Genomic DNA, 15822 nt, shown 5'->3' with positions numbered 1-15822 from the left:
TCACCCCGTAAGACTTCGCAAGACAGAGCGGTCTCTCAGCGGACCCCCGCAGGGACCCTCGACCGTCCGGACGGGATGCCACTCGCGAGGTCCTCGGCGACGATCTTCTTCGCGATGGCGTCCGTCGCCACCCGCAGCTCCGGACCGCTGGGCCGGCCGCGTTCGTGTTCGAGTCGGCCGGCCAGCCAGTCGCCCCACGCGTGGGTGATGACGTCCGCCTCGCGCTTGCCGGCCGGGGTGTGGGAGAGCAGGTTGCCGTCGCGGGTCAGGAAGCCCTCGTCGACCATCCGGTCGAAGACCGGAAGCAGCACCTCCGGTGGGATCCGCCGCCCGGCCGAGATCAGCCCGAGGCTCGCGTGCCCGACGGTCCGGGTGAAGAGCTCGACCTGCATCACCGCCCAGGCCCCCGCGGTGTCGAGCCGGGTGTCGGAGGAGGCGACGATCCGTCGGACGGTGTCGAGGTCCGTGCGGCGCAGGATCCGGCCCACGGCCAGTTCCAGGAGCTTCGCCGAGTCGCCCGCCGTGGTGGGGGAGGCGAAGCCCTCGCCCATGTCGGGCGCGGCGGCGCGCGCCGAGTCGTGCAGCGTCACCTGCTTGAGGAAGAGCGCGACGAGGAAGCCGACGGCGGCGACCGGCACGGTCCACAGGAAGACGGTGTGGAGGGTGTCGGCGTAGGCGTGGACGATCGGGTCCGCGACCGCTTCCGGCAGGGAGTGCACCCCGGCGGGGCTCTGCGCGGCCTGCGGAAGTCCGGCCGGGTCCACGCCCAGGCCTCCGGCGACGGCCGAGGCCTCGCCGACCCCCGCCGCGAGGTTGGGCGTGAGGGAGTTGACGTAGATCGTGCCGAAGACGGCGGTACCGAACGAACTGCCGAGCGTACGGAAGAAGGTGACGCCGGAGGTGGCGGTGCCGAGGTCGGCGTAGTCGACGGTGTTCTGCACGGCGATGGTGAGGACCTGCATGCACAGGCCGATGCCGAGGCCGAGGACGAACATGTAGAGCGAGGCGAGCCACGTGCTGGTCCCCGGCCCCATGAGGGACAGCAGATAGAGGCCGAGCCCCATCACCAGACAGCCGACGATCGGGAAGATCCGGTAGCTGCCCGTCTTGCTGACGACGTTGCCGCTGAAGATCGAGGCGATGAGCAGTCCGACGACCATGGGGAGCGTGCGGATGCCGGAGACCGTGGCCGAGTCCCCGTCGACGTACTGGAGGTAGGTCGGCAGGAACGTCATGGCGCCGAGCATGGCGAAGCCGACGACGAAGCTCAGCACGGAGCAGACGGTGAAGACGGGATTCGCGAACAGCCGCATGGGCAGCATGGGTTCCGCGGCCCTGGTCTCCACCAGGCAGAACAGGCCGAGGGCGAGAAGACCGCCGACGAAGAGTCCGATGATGACGCCGGAACCCCAGGCGTACTCGTTCCCGCCCCAACTGGTCGCCAGAATGAGGGCGCTGGATCCGGCGGCGACGAGCGCGATGCCCGCGTAGTCGATGACGGGCCGGCTCGCCGAGCGTACGGAGGGGATCGTGCGGGCGGCGGCGATGACGACGAGGATCGCGATGGGCACGTTGACGTAGAACGCCCAGCGCCAGCTGGCATGGTCCGTGAACAGGCCGCCGAGGAGCGGGCCGATGACGGTGGAGACGCCGAACACGGCCCCGATCGCACCCTGGTACTTCCCGCGCTCGCGCAACGGGATCACATCGGCGATCAGCGCCATCGAGGTGACCATCAGACCGCCGGCGCCGATGCCCTGGAGGCCGCGCCAGACGATGAGCAGCGTCATGTTCGTGGCGAGGCCGCAGAGGAACGAGCCGGTGATGAAGATGACCGCCGAGATCTGGAAGATGACCTTGCGGCCGAAGAGATCGCCGAACTTGCCGACGAGGACGGTCGCGACCGTCTCGGCGAGCAGATAGGCGGTGACCACCCACGACATGTGGGCGGCGCCGCCGAGGTCCGAGACGATCGTGGGCAGCGCCGTGCCGACGATCGTCTGGTCGAGGGCGGCGAGGAGGACACCCAGCATGATCGTGCCGAAGACGATGTTGCGGCGGCGGCTGTCGAGCACGGGTGGCTCTGTGGCGGCCGGGGGCGCGGGCGCTGCGTCGCTGGTCGTGGTCACTCTCGCAGCGTCACACCGGCCCCGACCCGGTGCATGCGGGGGACGGCCGAACGGGCGGGCCGTCAGGGGGTGACGGGCAGCTTCGGGTGGTGCTTGGCGAGGATCTTGTTGGCCCGCGCGAGGGCGGCGAGGGCGTGCTCGCGGTCGGCCCGGTCCTCCGCGCAGAGCGGCCCGCGGAACCGGTAGACCTCGCGGGCCGCGCAGTCCGCGTCGACCTCGGCCTGGAGGACGTGCAGCGGCAGGCAGGAACCGATCAGCGCTGCCACACGGTCGGGGATCGGGACGGGGACGAGGCGGGAGGGCGAGGTGATCACGGGTCAGTCCTAGTGGGTCAGGGTCGGGTACGGAAGGGTCTCCTCTCCATACGTACCGGATCGCCGTACGGGTTCCGGCACGGTGATGTCGCGGCGGGGCAACGGCGCGACGGCCCGGAAGACGGTCGAGCGAGGGCCGGGGCGGGGGAGCGGGCGCGGACACCTGGCGGCCGCGGGGACGTTGTCGCAGGTACGGGGGCGGGTGGCCGTCGCGGCACGGCGCACGGACCTCGTGAATCGCCCGCACGTGCGGCGAACGCCTGGCCGACACGGGGGAGTCGGGCTCAACCGGAAGACCGAGGAATGTGAAGCATCTCACGTGATGGTTCGGCGGCTTGCGGACAGCGGGCGGCCCCCCTCGGCCGGCGGACGGCGCTCGCATCGCTCCCGGCGGACGGCCGGGCGTCCCTCGCTGCTTCCGACCCGTCCAGCGGTCACCCCCTAGACCAGGATCTCCGACAGGTCGTACGAGGCGGGCTCCTCCAGCTGTTCGTATCCGCAGGACTCCGACGTGCGGTCCGGTCGCCACCGCTTGAACTGCGCCGTGTGGCGGAAGCGGTCACCCTCCATGTGGTCGTACCCGACCTCGCAGACCCACTCCGGCCGCAGCGCCACCCACGACAGGTCCTTCTTCCCCGACCAGCGGCTCGGCGCACCCGGCAGCCGCGCCCCCTCGTGCGCGGCCTCGTCCGTCCACGCCGCCCACGGGTGCCCGTCCGGCGGGTCCATCCGCAGCGGCTCCAGCTCCTCCACCAGCTCGGCGCGCCGCTTCGCGGTGAACGCCGCGCACACCCCGACGTGCTGGAGGGCGCCCTTGTCGTCGTACAGGCCGAGCAGCAGCGAGCCGACCACCGGTCCGCTCTTGTGGAAGCGGTAGCCGGCCACCACGACATCGGCCGTCCGCTCGTGCTTGATCTTGTACATGAGCCGGGCGTCCGGCCGGTACGGCAGATCGAGGGGCTTGGCGATCACCCCGTCGAGGCCCGCCCCCTCGTACTGCTGGAACCAGTGGCCGGCCAGCTCGGCGTCCCGGGTCGCCGGGGCCAGATGGACCGGCGCGTCCACCCCGGCGAGGATCCGCTCCAGGGCCTCCCGGCGTTCGCTCAGGGGAGTGTCGAGCAGGGAGGCGTCCCCGAGGGCCAGCAGGTCGAAGACGACGAACCGCGCCGGGGTGGTCTCGGCGAGCATGCGGACCCGGGAGTCGGCCGGATGGATCCGCTCGCTGAGCCGGTCGAAGTCGAGACGGCCCGCGTGCTCGATGACGATCTCCCCGTCGACCACGCACCGCTCGGGCAGCCGGGTCGCGAGCGCCTCGACCAGCTCGGGGAAATAGCGGGTGAGGGGCTTGCCCGTACGGCTGCCGATGACGAGCTCCGGCCCGTCGCGGTGCACGATCGCGCGGAAGCCGTCCCACTTCGCCTCGTACTGCATCCCGGGCGGGATCCGCTTCACGGACTTGGCGAGCATCGGTTTCACGGGCGGCATCACCGGAAGATCCATGAGGTGATTGTCCGGTATGCGGGAGTTGTCGGCGAGCCCTAGGCTGACCCGCATGGCAGGCAAGGCGGCAGCGGTGGAAGTGGGAGTCGGCGACCGGATCGTACGCGTGTCCAATCCGGACAAGGTGTACTTCCCCGAAACCGGCTACACCAAGTTCGACATGGTCAGCTACTACCTCGCCGTCGGCGAGGGCATCACCCGCGCCCTGCGCGACCGCCCCACCACCCTGGAGCGCTACCCCGACGGGGTGACCGGCGAGTCCTTCTTCCAGAAGCGCGCCCCGAAGTACCTGCCCGACTGGATCCCGACCGCGCACATCACCTTCCCCAGCGGCCGCTCCGCCGACGAGATGTGCCCCACGGAACCGGCGGCCGTGCTCTGGGCCGCCAACCTGGGCGCCGTCACCTTCCACCCCTGGCCGGTACGGCGGGACGACACCGACCACCCCGACGAACTCCGCATCGACCTCGACCCGCAGCCCGGCACGGACTACGCCGACGCCGTCCGCGCCGCCCACGAACTGCGCTCCGTCCTCGATGAGCACGGGCTGCGCGGCTGGCCCAAGACCTCCGGCGGGCGCGGGCTCCATGTGTTCGTGCCCATCCTGCCCGAATGGACCTTCACGCAGGTCCGGCGGGCGGCCATCGCCTGCGGCCGGGAGCTGGAGCGGCGGATGCCGGAGCGGGTCACCACGAAGTGGTGGAAGGAGGAGCGCGGCGAGCGGATCTTCGTCGACTACAACCAGACGGCCCGGGACCGCACGATCGCCTCCGCCTACTCCGTACGGCCGCGGCCGTACGCCCCCGTCTCGGCGCCCTTGCGGTGGGACGAGGTCGACGACGCCGTGCCGCAGGACTTCGACATCAAGAAGATGCAGGTCCGGTACGCCGAGGTCGGCGACGTCCACGCCGACATGGACGATCGGCGGTTCAGCCTGGAGTCGCTGCTCGAACTGGCGCGGCGGGACGAGGCGGAGCACGGCCTCGGCGACCTGCCGTACCCGCCGGAGTATCCGAAGATGCCGGGCGAGCCGAAGCGGGTCCAGCCGAGCCGGGCGAAGAAGGAGACCGGCTGACGTGGCTCCGAAGGCGGGCCGGTGCTCCCCGGGTGGGGCGCCGGCCCGCCTCTTCTTCGACTCTAAAACAACACGAACGATCGTGCTAGCATTTTTCCACATCCAGGACGACCGAGGAGAACCGGCATGTACCCGATGGCTCCGCTCATCCGCACCGCCCTGAACGCCACCGCCCGCGTCGCCCCCGGACCGGCCGGCCGCTGGGCCTTCCACCTCTTCGTCCGCCCCCTCGGCCGGGCGCGGCTCAAGCCCGAGGAGCAGAACCTCCTCGCCGCGGCGCGGACGGGACACCTCCGCGTACGGGGCAAGGACGTCGTCACCTACGCCTGGGGCGACGGCCGCCGACCCGTCCTGCTCGTCCACGGCTGGTCGTCACGCGCCTCGCGCCTCACCGCCTTCGCCGAGGCGCTCCTCGCGCGCGGCTACAGCCCGGTCGCCTTCGACGCCCCCGGTCACGGCGACTCCCCGGGGAGTGCCAGCAACATCGTCGAATACCGGGAGATCATCCGCGAACTGCACGCCCGGCACGGCGACTTCGACGCCGTCGTCGCCCACTCCTTCGGTGTCCTCGCCGCCCTCTTCGCCCTCCGGGACGGCGTCCGTACGGCACGGTTCGTCGGCCTCGGCGGAGTCGGCTCCTTCGACCTGCTGATCGCGGGATTCCGGGCGGGGCTCGGCATCGACGAGCGGGTGCTCCGCTGTATGCGTGACCATGTGGAGCGGCGGATCGCGCCGGACGAGCCCGGCATCTGGGACCGCTTCGGCGCCGACCGGGATCCCGGCGAACTCGCCGCGCCCGTCCTGCTGTTCCACGACGAGAGCGACGACATGGTGCCCGTCGCCCAGTCGCGACTGCTCGCGCGGTCCCACGGCGACCGGGCCCGGCTCGTCGTCACCCGGGGCCTCGGTCACCGCCGCATCCTGAAGGACCCCGAGGTGGTGGCCGAAGCGGTGGAGTTCCTGACGGCTCCGGCGGGCGAACCGTCGGGGGACCGGGTGGCGGCGGGCTGAGACACGAGGAAGGCCTATATGTCGTCGTCCATGGCGGCCAGGCCCCGGTCCGTCGCCGAGGCCCGCAGACGGGAGACGACGCCCCGCTCGGCGCGGGCGTACGACCCCGTGTCACCGAGCAGGACGGACTGCGCGTTCGCCGCCTCCATGAGGGCGATCACCTCGAACGCCACCTGCTCCACGTCCAGGTCGGCGGCGAAGTCCCCGACGGCCTGAGCCTCCGTCAGGGAGCGTTCCATATAGGCGGTCCAGTCCTGGCGGGTCCGGGCGACGGCGTCGTGGACCGGGCCCGTACGGGCGTCGAACTCGGCCGAGACGGCGTAGAAGAAGCAGCCGCCCGCGAACACCCGGTCCGAGGAGTACGTCAGCCAGTTCCGGCACAGTTCGCGCACCCGTCGTGCGCTCGGAGGCACGTCCTTCAGGGGGGTGACCACGCGGTCGGCGAAGACGGCGACGGCCGCTCTGATCGTGGCGAGCTGCAACTCCTCCTTGGAGCCGAACAGGGCGAAGACACCGCTCTTGCTGAGCTGCAGCTCGGTCGCGATCCGTCCCAGGGACAGGCCTTCGAGTCCCTCGACCGAGGCGATGTCCATGGTCCGGCCGAGCACGAGGCGCCGGGTCTGGTTCCCGCGCTCGACGCGTCCGTCCGTCTTGGTCCCGGTACCGCTTCCGGTGCTGCCGTTCATCCGCCCATGGTACTGACCGCACGGTCGTACGGAAATCTCCCGTCAACCCGCACGGCCCGAGGGCGACCGGCGAACCTCCCCGGGCTCTCGTGCGGCGGTCTTCGTCGATGTCCGAGCGCGTGACGGACTCGTTCGGCGCGCCGCATTGATCGAACGTTGATGGCTCGTTTACGCCCCTGCGGCAGCGTGTACGGCATGCAGACCGACACGAGCGTACTGACCGCACCGGAGCCCGACATGACCTGGCAGGAGAACGCGCTGTGCGCCCAGGCCGGCCCGGAGTTCTTCTTTCCGGCGCCCGGATCCTCGACCCGTGAGGCGAAGCAGCTCTGCGGGGCCTGTGAGGGGCGCGTGGCCTGTTTGGAGTACGCGCTCACGCATGACGAGCGCTTCGGCGTGTGGGGCGGGCTCTCGGAGAAGGAGCGGTTCCGGCTGAGGCGGCAGCGCGGCTGAGCGCGCGACGGGCAGGGCGCCCGCCGCGCGGTGCCCGGCCGGTCAGCCCGCCGCGCGGGCGGCCATCCGGGCCTTGCGGGCCGCGAGCTTCTCGTCGAACTTGCTGGCCTCGCTGTCGAGCCCGTTCATGTAGAGCCCCAGCTCCTCCTGGGCGCGCAGGCCGTCCGGGCCGAGGCCCTCGATCTGGAGGACCTTGAGGAAGCGCAGGACGGGCTGGAGGACGTCGTCGTGGTGGATGCGCATGTTGTAGATCTCGCCGATCGCCATCTGCGCCGCCGCCCGCTCGAAGCCGGGCATGCCGTGTCCGGGCATCCGGAAGCCGACCACGACGTCCCGCACGGCCTGCATGGTCAGGTCGGGGGCGAGCTCGAAGGCCGCGCCCAGCAGGTTGCGGTAGAAGACCATGTGCAGGTTCTCGTCGGTGGCGATGCGGGAGAGCATCCGGTCGCAGACCGGGTCGCCGGACTGGTGGCCGGTGTTCCGGTGCGAGATGCGGGTCGCGAGCTCCTGGAAGGCGACGTACGCGACCGAGTGCAGCATCGAGTGCCGGTTGTCGGACTCGAAGCCCTCGCTCATGTGCGCCATCCGGAACTGCTCCAGCTTGTCCGGGTCGACGGCGCGCGAGGCGAGCAGGTAGTCGCGCATCACGATGCCGTGGCGGCCCTCCTCGGCGGTCCAGCGGTGCACCCAGGTGCCCCAGGCGCCGTCGCGGCCGAAGAGGCTGGCGATCTCGTGGTGGTAGCTCGGGAGGTTGTCCTCGGTGAGCAGGTTGACGACGAGGGCGATCTTGCCGATGTCGGTCACCTTCGACTGGGACGGGTCCCAGGCCTCGCCGTCCTCGAAGAAACCGGGGAAGTTCCGGCCGTCGGACCAGGGCACGTACTCGTGCGGCATCCAGTCCTTGGTGACCTTGAGGTGCCGGTTGAGCTCCTGCTCCACGACCTCTTCGAGCGCGTAGAGCAGGCGCGCGTCGGTCCACTCCGCGGAGCTGCCGAGGTGGGGAGAGGTGAGTGTCACGGGGACTCCTGGGGACGGAGAGAAGGGCATACGGGAATACCTACGGATTCGTAGGTTACGAGACCGTAGGTTAAGGCTCCGTAAGGTGTCGGCCAAGCCCCTCCCGGCGATGTCCGGTTACGTTCCGTTATGTGCGCTGCTCGGGCGGGGTGGCAGAGACGCAGGTCACGTCGTGGGCGCGTCCGGCGGGACCTCCGGTCGGCCACGCAGCGCAGATGCCCGGCGGCTCAGAGCGAGTGCGCCGTGCCGCTTTCACCGGCTTGATCAGCGACCCGGCGCACTCGCCCCGTCGACGGTCTGTCGGCCGCCCCCCGCCACGCGGCCCAAGGCACCCGCATGGCCCGCCCACGCCCCGCACCCGTCTACCGCCCGGTCGACGCCATCCCCCGCACCTCCTCCGCCGTCGTCGGCCGCAGCTCGCCGTCGAGCAGCAGCCAGCGGGTGATGCCCAGCGACTCCAGGAAGGTCACGTCGTGGCTCGCCACGATCAGGGCCCCCTCGTAGGCGTCGAGGGCCGCCGTCAGCTTCCGTACCGACGCGATGTCCAGGTTGTTCGTCGGCTCGTCCAGCATCAGCAACTGCGGCGCCGGCTCCGCGAGGAGCAGGGCCGCGAGCGTCGCCCGGAAGCGTTCACCGCCCGACAGGGTGCCGAAGACCTGATCGGCCCGCGCCCCGCGGAACAGGAACCGTGCGAGCCGTGCCCTGATCGCGTTCGCCGTCGCCGTGGGCGCGAACCCGGCTACGTTCTCCACCACGGTCAGCCCGTCGTCGAGGACGTCGAGCCGCTGCGGCAGGAAACGGAGCGGCACCCGCGCCTCCGCCTCTCCCGAAAGGGGCGGCAGTTCGCCGGCGATCGTCCGGAGCAGCGTCGTCTTCCCGGCGCCGTTCCGCCCGACCAGTGCGATGCGCTCCGGTCCGCGCAGCTCGAACCCGCCGTCCACGCGCGCCCCGTACCGCAGTTCCAGGTCCCGCAGGAGCAGCACTTCGCGGCCCGGTGGCACCGACGTGCGCGGGAGCTCGACGCGGATCTCGTCGTCGTCGCGCACGGCCTCCACGGCCGCGTCGAGCCGCTCCCGCGCCTCCGACAGGCGCTCCGCGTGCAGCGCGCGGTGCTTGCCGGCCGATACCTGCGCCTCGCTCTTCCGGTTGTTCGCCACGATCTTCGGAACGACCTTGTTCTCGAAGCTCTTCTGCGCGTACCGCTTGCGGCGCGCCAACTTCTGCTGGGCCTCGCCGAGTTCACGCTTCTGCCGCTGCACGTCGGCCTCGGCGACGCGTACCATCCGCTCCGCCGCCTCCTGTTCGGCCGCGAGCGCCTCCTCGTAGGCGGACCAGGCGCCGCCGTACCAGGTGACGGCGCCGTCCCGCAGATCGGCGATCTGGTCGACCCGCTCCAGGAGTTCGCGGTCGTGGCTGACCACGACGAGGACCCCGGACCAGCTCTCCACCGCCTCGTACAGCCGTGTCCTGGCGTGCAGGTCCAGGTTGTTGGTCGGCTCGTCGAGCAGCAGGACGTCCGGGCGGGCGAGCAGCAGCGCGGCGAGGCGCAGCAGGACGGACTCGCCGCCCGAGACCTCACCGACGGTCCGGTCGAGACCGACGCCGCCGAGACCGAGCTGGTCGAGGGTGGCGCGGGCCCGTTCCTCCACGTCCCAGTCGTCGGCGAGAGCGGTGAAGTGCTCCTCCGCCGGGTCGCCCGCCTCGATGGCGTGCAGGGCGGCCCGTTTCGCGGCGATGCCGAGGATCTCGTCCACCCGCCGTGTGGTGTCGAGGACCAGGTTCTGCGGCAGGTAGCCGAGTTCGCCGGTGACCCGGACGGTGCCGGAGGCCGGGGTCAGCTCGCCCGCGATCAGCTTCAGGAGCGTGGACTTGCCGGAGCCGTTGAGCCCGACGAGCCCGGTGCGGCCGGGGCCGACCGCGAGGCGGAAGTCGTCGAGGACCTCGGTGCCGTCCGGCCAGGAGAAGGAGACGGACGTGCAGGTGATGAAGGTGGGGTGATGCGCCATGGGGGCCTCCCGGATGCGAGCGCGAGCGTGACTGGATGCGACGCGTGGAGACACCGGGGGCGCGGGCAGTGGGAAGTACGGCTCGTACGCCGAGGTGGAGAACGGCACACGCGGCACAGGGGGCACGCGCGGCACGGTGTCTCGCAACCTCAGACGAGCAACGTCCTTCTCCGATCAGGTGACGACTAGGTCGTCATGGACCGTACGCCGGGGCACGGGAGGGCACAAACGATTTACGGGGAGAGACGACCCCTGGCCCCGGACCTCGTCAGGGACGGTCGCGCAGCAGCTCCGCCAGACCCTGGTCCCAGTCCAGGTACTGGTTCTCGCGGCCCGCCGGCACCAGGTGCTCCGAGCGCTCCAGGAAGAGGCGCAGCTCCGAGGTCCGGACGTGGACCATGGCGACCCCCTCCGGGGCGTGGAACTCGACCACCGTGCGGTCGTACCCGTACGGACGCAGGCGTACGTCCCCGTCGCCGGCCGGGCGCTCGACGCCCTGGACGAGGAGCTCGCGCGAGAAGGCCCAGGAGACCTCGACGCCCTCCAGGGTCGCGGGCGGCGGGAAGGCCATGCTCACGGCGTACGGGTCCTCGCGGTCGTACCGCAGGGTGGCGGGGACCGTCTCCATCCGCGGGGTGGACGCGACCATTCGTGCCTGTACGGCTTGCTCGATGACGGCGGACATGGCCGGCTCCTCTCGCGCGGGCTTCGGATCCTGTGCGTCTCCCCGACACCAGGGCACCTGACACCTGGCAAGACGAGCGAAGCGGCCGGAACGTGCACTCGGGACCCACGTGAGCTGCGTCACCGCCCCCGCCTGTTCCGGCGCGTCGGGGCCGGGTGCACAGGTCAGCGCCGGTAGGAGGCCTCGCCGTCGTGCCCGGCGCACGGCCCGGAGCGATCTCAGTACGGCTGATTTCCGGAGGGTCCGGTGTCGCGACGGCCACGCGATCGGCCATGTGGCCTCTGTGGGAGGGACGTTGGGGGTACGCACCCTGGACGGGGAGCGGCCCGGGGTACTAGCTTCCGGCGCCATGACGTCCATGGGCAAGACGAGACGAATGATGTCGGTGGGGCTGATCGGGGCGGCGCTTGCGCTGACCGTGACCGCCCCGGCGCGCGCCGGGGAGACCCCCGCGGCCGCGACCGACCGACAGCAGGCACCGACGGGCCTCGCCGACACGGCGGCCGCGGTCCGACACGGCGTGGTGACCGACATGGCCGCGAGCGGTGGGCAGTTGACGCCAGCCGACGGGGTGTCGACCGATCGGCAGCCGACTCCGATCGACGGGGCGTCGACCGGCCGGCAGCCGACGTCGGCCGATGGCGCGTCGGCCGGCTGGCAGCTCACGCCGACCGGCACCGACGCCCGCTTCCGCGGCCTCGCGGCGGTCGACCGCCGCACCGCCTGGGCGGCCGGCTCCCGGGGCACGGTGCTGCGCACCACCGACGGCGGCCGGAGCTGGCGGAACGTCTCGCCGGCCGGTGCGGACGGGCTGGAGTTCCGCGACGTGGAGGCCTTCGACGCCCGCCGGGCCGTCGTCCTCGCCATCGGCGAGGGCGAGGCCTCGCGCGTGCTCCGCACGGAGGACGGCGGCGCCACCTGGACCGAGTCCTTCCGGAACACCGATCCGCGTGCCTTCTACGACTGCATGACCTTCTTCGACCGCCGGCACGGACTCGCCATGAGCGACCCGGTCGACGGCAAGTACCGCATCCTCTCCACCCGCGACGGCGGCCGCTCCTGGCACGTCCTGCCCGACGCCGGGATGCCGGACGCGCTCCCCGGCGAGGCGGGCTTCGCGGCGAGCGGCCAGTGCCTGGTGTCGGCCGGACCCCGGGACGTGTGGCTGGCGACGGGCGGCGGCGCCACCGCGCGCGTGCTCCACTCCGCCGACCGGGGGCTGACCTGGACCGCCACCGTCTCGCCCGTACCGGCGGGCGACCCGGCCCGCGGCGTCTTCGGGCTCGCCTTCCGCGACCGCGCGCACGGCATCGCCGTCGGCGGCGACTACCGCAAGGACCAGCCGTCGCCGCGGGCCGCCGCGGTCACCGGCGACGGAGGGCGCGGCTGGCGCGCCTCGGCCACACCGCCGCCCGCGTACCGCTCGGGCGTCACCTGGCTCCCGCACAGCAGGAGCGCGGCGCTCGCCGTCGGCCCGACCGGCACGGACCTGACCACCGACGGCGGCCAGACCTGGCGCACGGTCGACACCGGCTCGTACGACACGGTGGACTGCACGTCCGACGGCTCCTGCTGGGCCTCCGGCGAGAAGGGCCGGATCGCCCGGCTCGCCGGTCACTGACGGGGAGGGCCGGATCGCGCCCGGCTCGCCCGTCATCGACGAGGAGGGCCGGGCCGGGCGGGGCCGGGGCGTCCGGCTCACCGGTCACCGACGAGCAGCGTCAGGAAGGCAGCTGCTCCCGGTACGCGGCGAGGCCCTCGGCCGTCTTGGTCGCGTAGAACTCCGTGATCCGGTACGCGCACACGCCCTCGGCGCTGAACGGGTCGGCCGCCGCGATCTTCTCGATCTCCGCGCGGTCGACCCCGGCGGCCAGGATCACACCGCCGTCGCGCGGGTTCTTCCGCCCCGAGGCGATGAACACGCCGGCGGCGTACTGCGCGTCGAGCCACTCGATGTGCGCGTCGAGCAGCGCGTCGACCCGCTCGACGGGCGCGGTGTAGGTCAATTCCAGTACGAACATGATCGCCAGGCTACCCGTTGCCCTCCGGGCCCCGCCGGGACGTACCGGCCCCCGGACACACCGCTCCACGGCCGACCATAGGGTGGCCCGCATCATGACGATCATCGAGATTCCGGCGGGCTGGCCCGCCGACGAGACCGCCGCCCGAGCCGTCCAGCAGGAGCTGCGCGGGCGCCTCGTACAGGACGAGGAGGGGCCGGAGCCCGGCGAGGGACATGTCACCGGGCTCGACGTGGCCTACGACGACGAGCGCGATCTCGTCGCCGCGGCGGCCGTCGTCCTCGACGCGCGGACCCTGGAGGTCGTGGAGGAGGCCACGGCGGTCGGCCGAGTCTCGTTCCCGTACGTCCCCGGGCTCCTCGCCTTCCGTGAGATCCCCACCGTCCTCGCCGCGCTCGGCGATCTCACGGCCGACCCGGGCCTCCTCGTCTGCGACGGCTACGGCCTCGCCCACCCCCGCCGCTTCGGGCTCGCCAGCCACCTCGGAGTCCTCACCGGCCGCCCGTCCATCGGCGTCGCGAAGAACCCCTTCACCTTCACGTACGAGCGACCCGGCTCCGCGCGCGGCGACTTCGCCCCGCTCCTGGCCGACGGCGAGGAGGTGGGGCGGGCCCTGCGCACCCGGACCGGGGTGAAGCCGGTGTTCGTCTCCGTCGGCCACCGGGTCTCGCTCGCCAACGCCTGCGCCCACACCCTCCGGCTCACCCCGCGCTACCGCATCCCGGAAACCACCCGCCACGCCGACTCCCTCTGCCGTCGTGCCTTGAAGGAGGCGCTGGGGGACGTCTGAGCCGCGGAGGGACGGGGACGTCTGAGTAGCTGTACGGATACCGGCCCGTGACACGTTCCCGGCAGAGTGGTGCCCATGACAACACCCCTTTCCGCTCCGCCGCGTTCCGCCGGGCGCGGCCTGAACCTCGTTCTCGCCGGCGCCGGCCTCATCGCCCTGGCCTGGGTCTGCGCCATGGTGTACGTCCTCGGCGCCTGGATCCTGACGTGATCGGGCGGCTCCGCTGCCTCGTCCTCGACTGCCCGGACGCCCGCGAACTCGCCGATTTCTACCAGCGGTTGATCGGCGGCAAGGTCGAGAGCCCCGATCCCCGGTGGGCCGTCGGCGAGGGCTCCGCCGTGCTGCGCGGCGACGGCGGACAGGCCCTCGCCTTCCAGGGCGTGGCCGACCACCGCCCGCCCGTGTGGGGCGCGCCCGAGCAGCAGTTCCACCTCGACGTGCGGGTCGACGACCTGGACGTCGCCCACGAGGCCGTCCTCGCGCTCGGGGCCGTACCGCTCGGCGGCGGCGGGGTCGACGACGGGGGCGGCGACCCGGCCTGGCGCGTCTACGCGGACCCGGCCGGGCATCCCTTCCGTCTCGTACGCCCCTGATCCCTCGTCTTTACGCGGGTACGCCGCACCTCGTGCCAGGGCCCCTCGCGTGCCCGGATCCGTCGGCGGGCCCCGCTCAGCCGCGGTGTGCCACCCGGAAGCGGATCCCCGCCGCCCTCAGCCGCGCGGTGAGCGCGTCGCCCATCGCCGCCGCCGTCGTCACCTGGCCCGCCGTCTTCGGGAGCGGGTCGAAGGCGAGGCAGAGGGCCGACTCGGCGAGCATCTTCGCCGTCTCGTCGTACCCCGGATCGCCGCCCGACACCTCGGTGAAGACCCGGCGTCCGCCCCCCTCGCCGACGAAACGCACCGAGAACCAGCTGCGGGCGCGCCGTTCCTCGGACGGACCCTCACCGGCCTGGTAACGCTCCATCAGCCAGGCGCGGACCGGCGGCAGTTGGGCCGCCGCCACGCTCGCGCCGACGGCGGCGGCGCCCCCGAGCGCCATCGGGAGCGTCTTCACGGAGGCGTAGTGCCGGTAGCGGAAGTCCGGCCCGTACCGGTCGAGGGCCGCTGCCGAACGCGCCACCACCTGCGGGTCGAGCGTCGGCAGCGGCAGCGCCCAGGTCCCCGTCTCCCGGCTGAAGCGCGGGCCGCCCAGCGGTGCCCGGGCCCGGCGGCCCACCAGACGAGGTTCGTGGAGCCGCCGTTCGTGCGCGGCCCGCAGGATCTGCCGGCCCCGGCCGAACGCGGTGAGCGCGGAGGCGAACGTGCCCCCGGAGAAGGTCGCTCCGGCGCGGACGAAGCCGTCGACGCGGAGCGGTACGCCCTCCGGGAGCTGCTGGACGGTGAAGTACACCCCCAGGTCGTGCGGGACGGAGTCGAAGCCGCAGGCGTGCACGATCCGGGCGCCGGTCTCCCGGGCGCGCGCGTCGTGGCGTACGTACGTCAGGTCGACGAACTCGGCCTCGCCGGTGAGGTCCACGCAGTCCGTGCCGGCCTCCGCGCAGGCGGCCACGAGCCCGTCGCCGTACCAGACGTAGGGGCCGACGGTGGTCGCCACCACCCGGGCCGACTCGGCGAGATCGCGCAGCGAGCCGGGATCGGCGGCGTCGGCGACGACGAGCGGAAGGTCGGCGCAGTGCGGCCACCGGGCGGCGAGCCGTTCGCGCAGGGCGGTAAGACCGGCCCTGTTGCGGCCGGCGAGCGCCCAGCGGCACTCCGCGGGGGCGTGCTCGGCCAGATACGCGGCGGTGAGCTCGCCCACGAACCCGGTCGCCCCGAAGAGGACCACGTCGTACGGCCGCGCTCCGCGCTCCCGCCGGGCCGGCGCCGTCTCGATCGCCGGATCCATCACGGCCCCGCCCTCCGCGACCGCGTCCGTCCCGGCCCCGCCCCCAGTCGCGCCCGCGGCCTCCGCGGCCTCCGCGACCGACTCGGCCCCGGCCCCGTCCTCGCGTCCCACGTCCGCCCCTGTCTCCATACAGCCCCTCGTTTCGGCCGTGCCGCGCCGCCGCGCGCGGTTGTCGTCGTCGGCGGAGGATAGCGGGTCCCCGCCGGACCCCGGTCCGCGCCCCGGCCCTCGTAATTTCCAAGCGCTTGCTC

General features: G+C 72.5%; 16 protein-coding genes. 7 read left to right on the top strand and 9 right to left on the bottom strand.

Annotated elements, in window-relative coordinates; translation table 11 throughout:
• Positions 1-35: 35 nt before the first annotated feature.
• From ACZ4VK_RS11550 to ACZ4VK_RS11540, 3 genes are all read right to left on the bottom strand, one after another.
• Complete coding sequence (locus tag ACZ4VK_RS11550) at positions 36-2129, bottom strand: MDR family MFS transporter (RefSeq protein WP_468350989.1); 2094 nt, start codon at positions 2127-2129, stop codon at positions 36-38.
• Between the two features lie 62 nt (positions 2130-2191).
• Positions 2192-2443, bottom strand: coding sequence for a hypothetical protein (locus ACZ4VK_RS11545; protein ID WP_371635200.1), 252 nt, complete (start codon positions 2441-2443; stop codon positions 2192-2194).
• Between the two features lie 441 nt (positions 2444-2884).
• Positions 2885-3943, bottom strand: coding sequence for an ATP-dependent DNA ligase (locus ACZ4VK_RS11540; RefSeq protein WP_468350986.1), 1059 nt, complete (start codon positions 3941-3943; stop codon positions 2885-2887).
• Positions 3944-3995: 52 nt separating this feature from the next.
• On the opposite strand from ACZ4VK_RS11540, the gene ligD reads away from it, so the two are divergent.
• Complete coding sequence (gene ligD, locus ACZ4VK_RS11535) at positions 3996-5018, top strand: non-homologous end-joining DNA ligase (RefSeq protein ID WP_468350985.1); 1023 nt, start codon at positions 3996-3998, stop codon at positions 5016-5018.
• Between the two features lie 126 nt (positions 5019-5144).
• Positions 5145-6029 (top strand): alpha/beta fold hydrolase, encoded by an 885-nt coding sequence (locus tag ACZ4VK_RS11530; protein ID WP_468350984.1) that lies wholly within the window; start codon positions 5145-5147, stop codon positions 6027-6029.
• Between the two features lie 14 nt (positions 6030-6043).
• Here ACZ4VK_RS11530 and ACZ4VK_RS11525 read toward each other — a convergent pair whose 3' ends face one another.
• Positions 6044-6715 carry a TetR/AcrR family transcriptional regulator gene (locus tag ACZ4VK_RS11525; protein WP_468350982.1) on the bottom strand — a complete coding sequence of 224 codons (672 nt, stop codon included), beginning with the start codon at positions 6713-6715 and terminating at the stop codon, positions 6044-6046.
• A gap of 195 nt (positions 6716-6910) precedes the next feature.
• On the opposite strand from ACZ4VK_RS11525, the gene ACZ4VK_RS11520 reads away from it, so the two are divergent.
• The gene (locus tag ACZ4VK_RS11520) at positions 6911-7168 is read left to right on the top strand and encodes a WhiB family transcriptional regulator (RefSeq protein ID WP_389679794.1); all 258 of its coding nucleotides are present in this window, start codon (positions 6911-6913) and stop codon (positions 7166-7168) included.
• A 42-nt stretch (positions 7169-7210) separates the two neighbouring features.
• On the opposite strand, the gene ACZ4VK_RS11515 is transcribed toward ACZ4VK_RS11520, so the two are convergent.
• The 3 genes from ACZ4VK_RS11515 to ssgD form a co-directional block, all read right to left on the bottom strand.
• Positions 7211-8185, bottom strand: coding sequence for an acyl-ACP desaturase (locus ACZ4VK_RS11515; protein ID WP_468350981.1), 975 nt, complete (start codon positions 8183-8185; stop codon positions 7211-7213).
• Between the two features lie 362 nt (positions 8186-8547).
• Positions 8548-10191: an ABC-F family ATP-binding cassette domain-containing protein gene (locus ACZ4VK_RS11510; RefSeq protein ID WP_468350979.1), complete on the bottom strand. Its 1644-nt coding sequence runs from the start codon at positions 10189-10191 to the stop codon at positions 8548-8550.
• Positions 10192-10459: 268 nt separating this feature from the next.
• Positions 10460-10876: a spore wall synthesis regulator SsgD gene (ssgD, locus tag ACZ4VK_RS11505; protein ID WP_468350978.1), complete on the bottom strand. Its 417-nt coding sequence runs from the start codon at positions 10874-10876 to the stop codon at positions 10460-10462.
• Positions 10877-11234: 358 nt separating this feature from the next.
• Here ssgD and ACZ4VK_RS11500 point away from each other — a divergent pair, with 358 nt between their 5' ends.
• A complete protein-coding gene (locus tag ACZ4VK_RS11500) occupies positions 11235-12497 on the top strand; it encodes a WD40/YVTN/BNR-like repeat-containing protein (RefSeq protein ID WP_468352006.1) in 1263 nt (420 codons plus the stop codon).
• Positions 12498-12597: 100 nt separating this feature from the next.
• On the opposite strand, the gene ACZ4VK_RS11495 is transcribed toward ACZ4VK_RS11500, so the two are convergent.
• Positions 12598-12897, bottom strand: coding sequence for a YciI family protein (locus ACZ4VK_RS11495; RefSeq protein ID WP_468350977.1), 300 nt, complete (start codon positions 12895-12897; stop codon positions 12598-12600).
• A 94-nt stretch (positions 12898-12991) separates the two neighbouring features.
• Between ACZ4VK_RS11495 and ACZ4VK_RS11490 the strand changes: the two genes are divergently transcribed.
• The 3 genes from ACZ4VK_RS11490 (at position 12992) to ACZ4VK_RS11480 (ending at position 14280) form a co-directional block, all read left to right on the top strand.
• Positions 12992-13687 (top strand): endonuclease V, encoded by a 696-nt coding sequence (locus ACZ4VK_RS11490; RefSeq protein ID WP_468350975.1) that lies wholly within the window; start codon positions 12992-12994, stop codon positions 13685-13687.
• A 75-nt stretch (positions 13688-13762) separates the two neighbouring features.
• Positions 13763-13897, top strand: a complete 135-nt coding sequence (gene mmpA / locus ACZ4VK_RS11485) for a morphogenic membrane protein MmpA (RefSeq protein WP_468350973.1) — start codon at positions 13763-13765, stop codon at positions 13895-13897.
• A complete protein-coding gene (locus tag ACZ4VK_RS11480; protein WP_468350971.1) occupies positions 13894-14280 on the top strand; it encodes a VOC family protein in 387 nt (128 codons plus the stop codon). Before mmpA ends, ACZ4VK_RS11480 begins: the two co-directional genes overlap by 4 nt.
• A 76-nt stretch (positions 14281-14356) precedes the next feature.
• On the opposite strand, the gene ACZ4VK_RS11475 is transcribed toward ACZ4VK_RS11480, so the two are convergent.
• Positions 14357-15571 carry a saccharopine dehydrogenase family protein gene (locus ACZ4VK_RS11475; RefSeq protein ID WP_468352004.1) on the bottom strand — a complete coding sequence of 405 codons (1215 nt, stop codon included), beginning with the start codon at positions 15569-15571 and terminating at the stop codon, positions 14357-14359.
• Between the last annotated feature and the right edge of the window lie 251 nt (positions 15572-15822).

The organism is Streptomyces sp. NPDC028711 (assembly GCF_055565415.1).
The sequence above is the reverse complement of the archived record's forward strand: the minus strand, read 5'-3'. Positions and strand labels throughout refer to the sequence as shown.

Bases quoted from the DNA above. Each gene is read 5' to 3' on its own strand.
- ligD (WP_468350985.1), top strand. From the start codon at position 3,996: ATGGCAGGCAAGGCGGCAGCGGTGGAAGTGGGAGTCGGCGACCGGATC.
- ACZ4VK_RS11520 (WP_389679794.1), top strand. From the start codon at position 6,911: ATGCAGACCGACACGAGCGTACTGACCGCACCGGAGCCCGACATGACC.
- ACZ4VK_RS11540 (WP_468350986.1), bottom strand. From the start codon at position 3,943: ATGGATCTTCCGGTGATGCCGCCCGTGAAACCGATGCTCGCCAAGTCC.
- ACZ4VK_RS11495 (WP_468350977.1), bottom strand. From the start codon at position 12,897: ATGTTCGTACTGGAATTGACCTACACCGCGCCCGTCGAGCGGGTCGAC.
- ACZ4VK_RS11525 (WP_468350982.1), bottom strand. From the start codon at position 6,715: ATGAACGGCAGCACCGGAAGCGGTACCGGGACCAAGACGGACGGACGC.
- ACZ4VK_RS11510 (WP_468350979.1), bottom strand. From the start codon at position 10,191: ATGGCGCATCACCCCACCTTCATCACCTGCACGTCCGTCTCCTTCTCC.
- ACZ4VK_RS11500 (WP_468352006.1), top strand. From the start codon at position 11,235: ATGGGCAAGACGAGACGAATGATGTCGGTGGGGCTGATCGGGGCGGCG.
- ACZ4VK_RS11475 (WP_468352004.1), bottom strand. From the start codon at position 15,571: ATGGATCCGGCGATCGAGACGGCGCCGGCCCGGCGGGAGCGCGGAGCG.
- mmpA (WP_468350973.1), top strand. From the start codon at position 13,763: ATGACAACACCCCTTTCCGCTCCGCCGCGTTCCGCCGGGCGCGGCCTG.
- ACZ4VK_RS11490 (WP_468350975.1), top strand. From the start codon at position 12,992: ATGACGATCATCGAGATTCCGGCGGGCTGGCCCGCCGACGAGACCGCC.
- ssgD (WP_468350978.1), bottom strand. From the start codon at position 10,876: ATGTCCGCCGTCATCGAGCAAGCCGTACAGGCACGAATGGTCGCGTCC.
- ACZ4VK_RS11530 (WP_468350984.1), top strand. From the start codon at position 5,145: ATGTACCCGATGGCTCCGCTCATCCGCACCGCCCTGAACGCCACCGCC.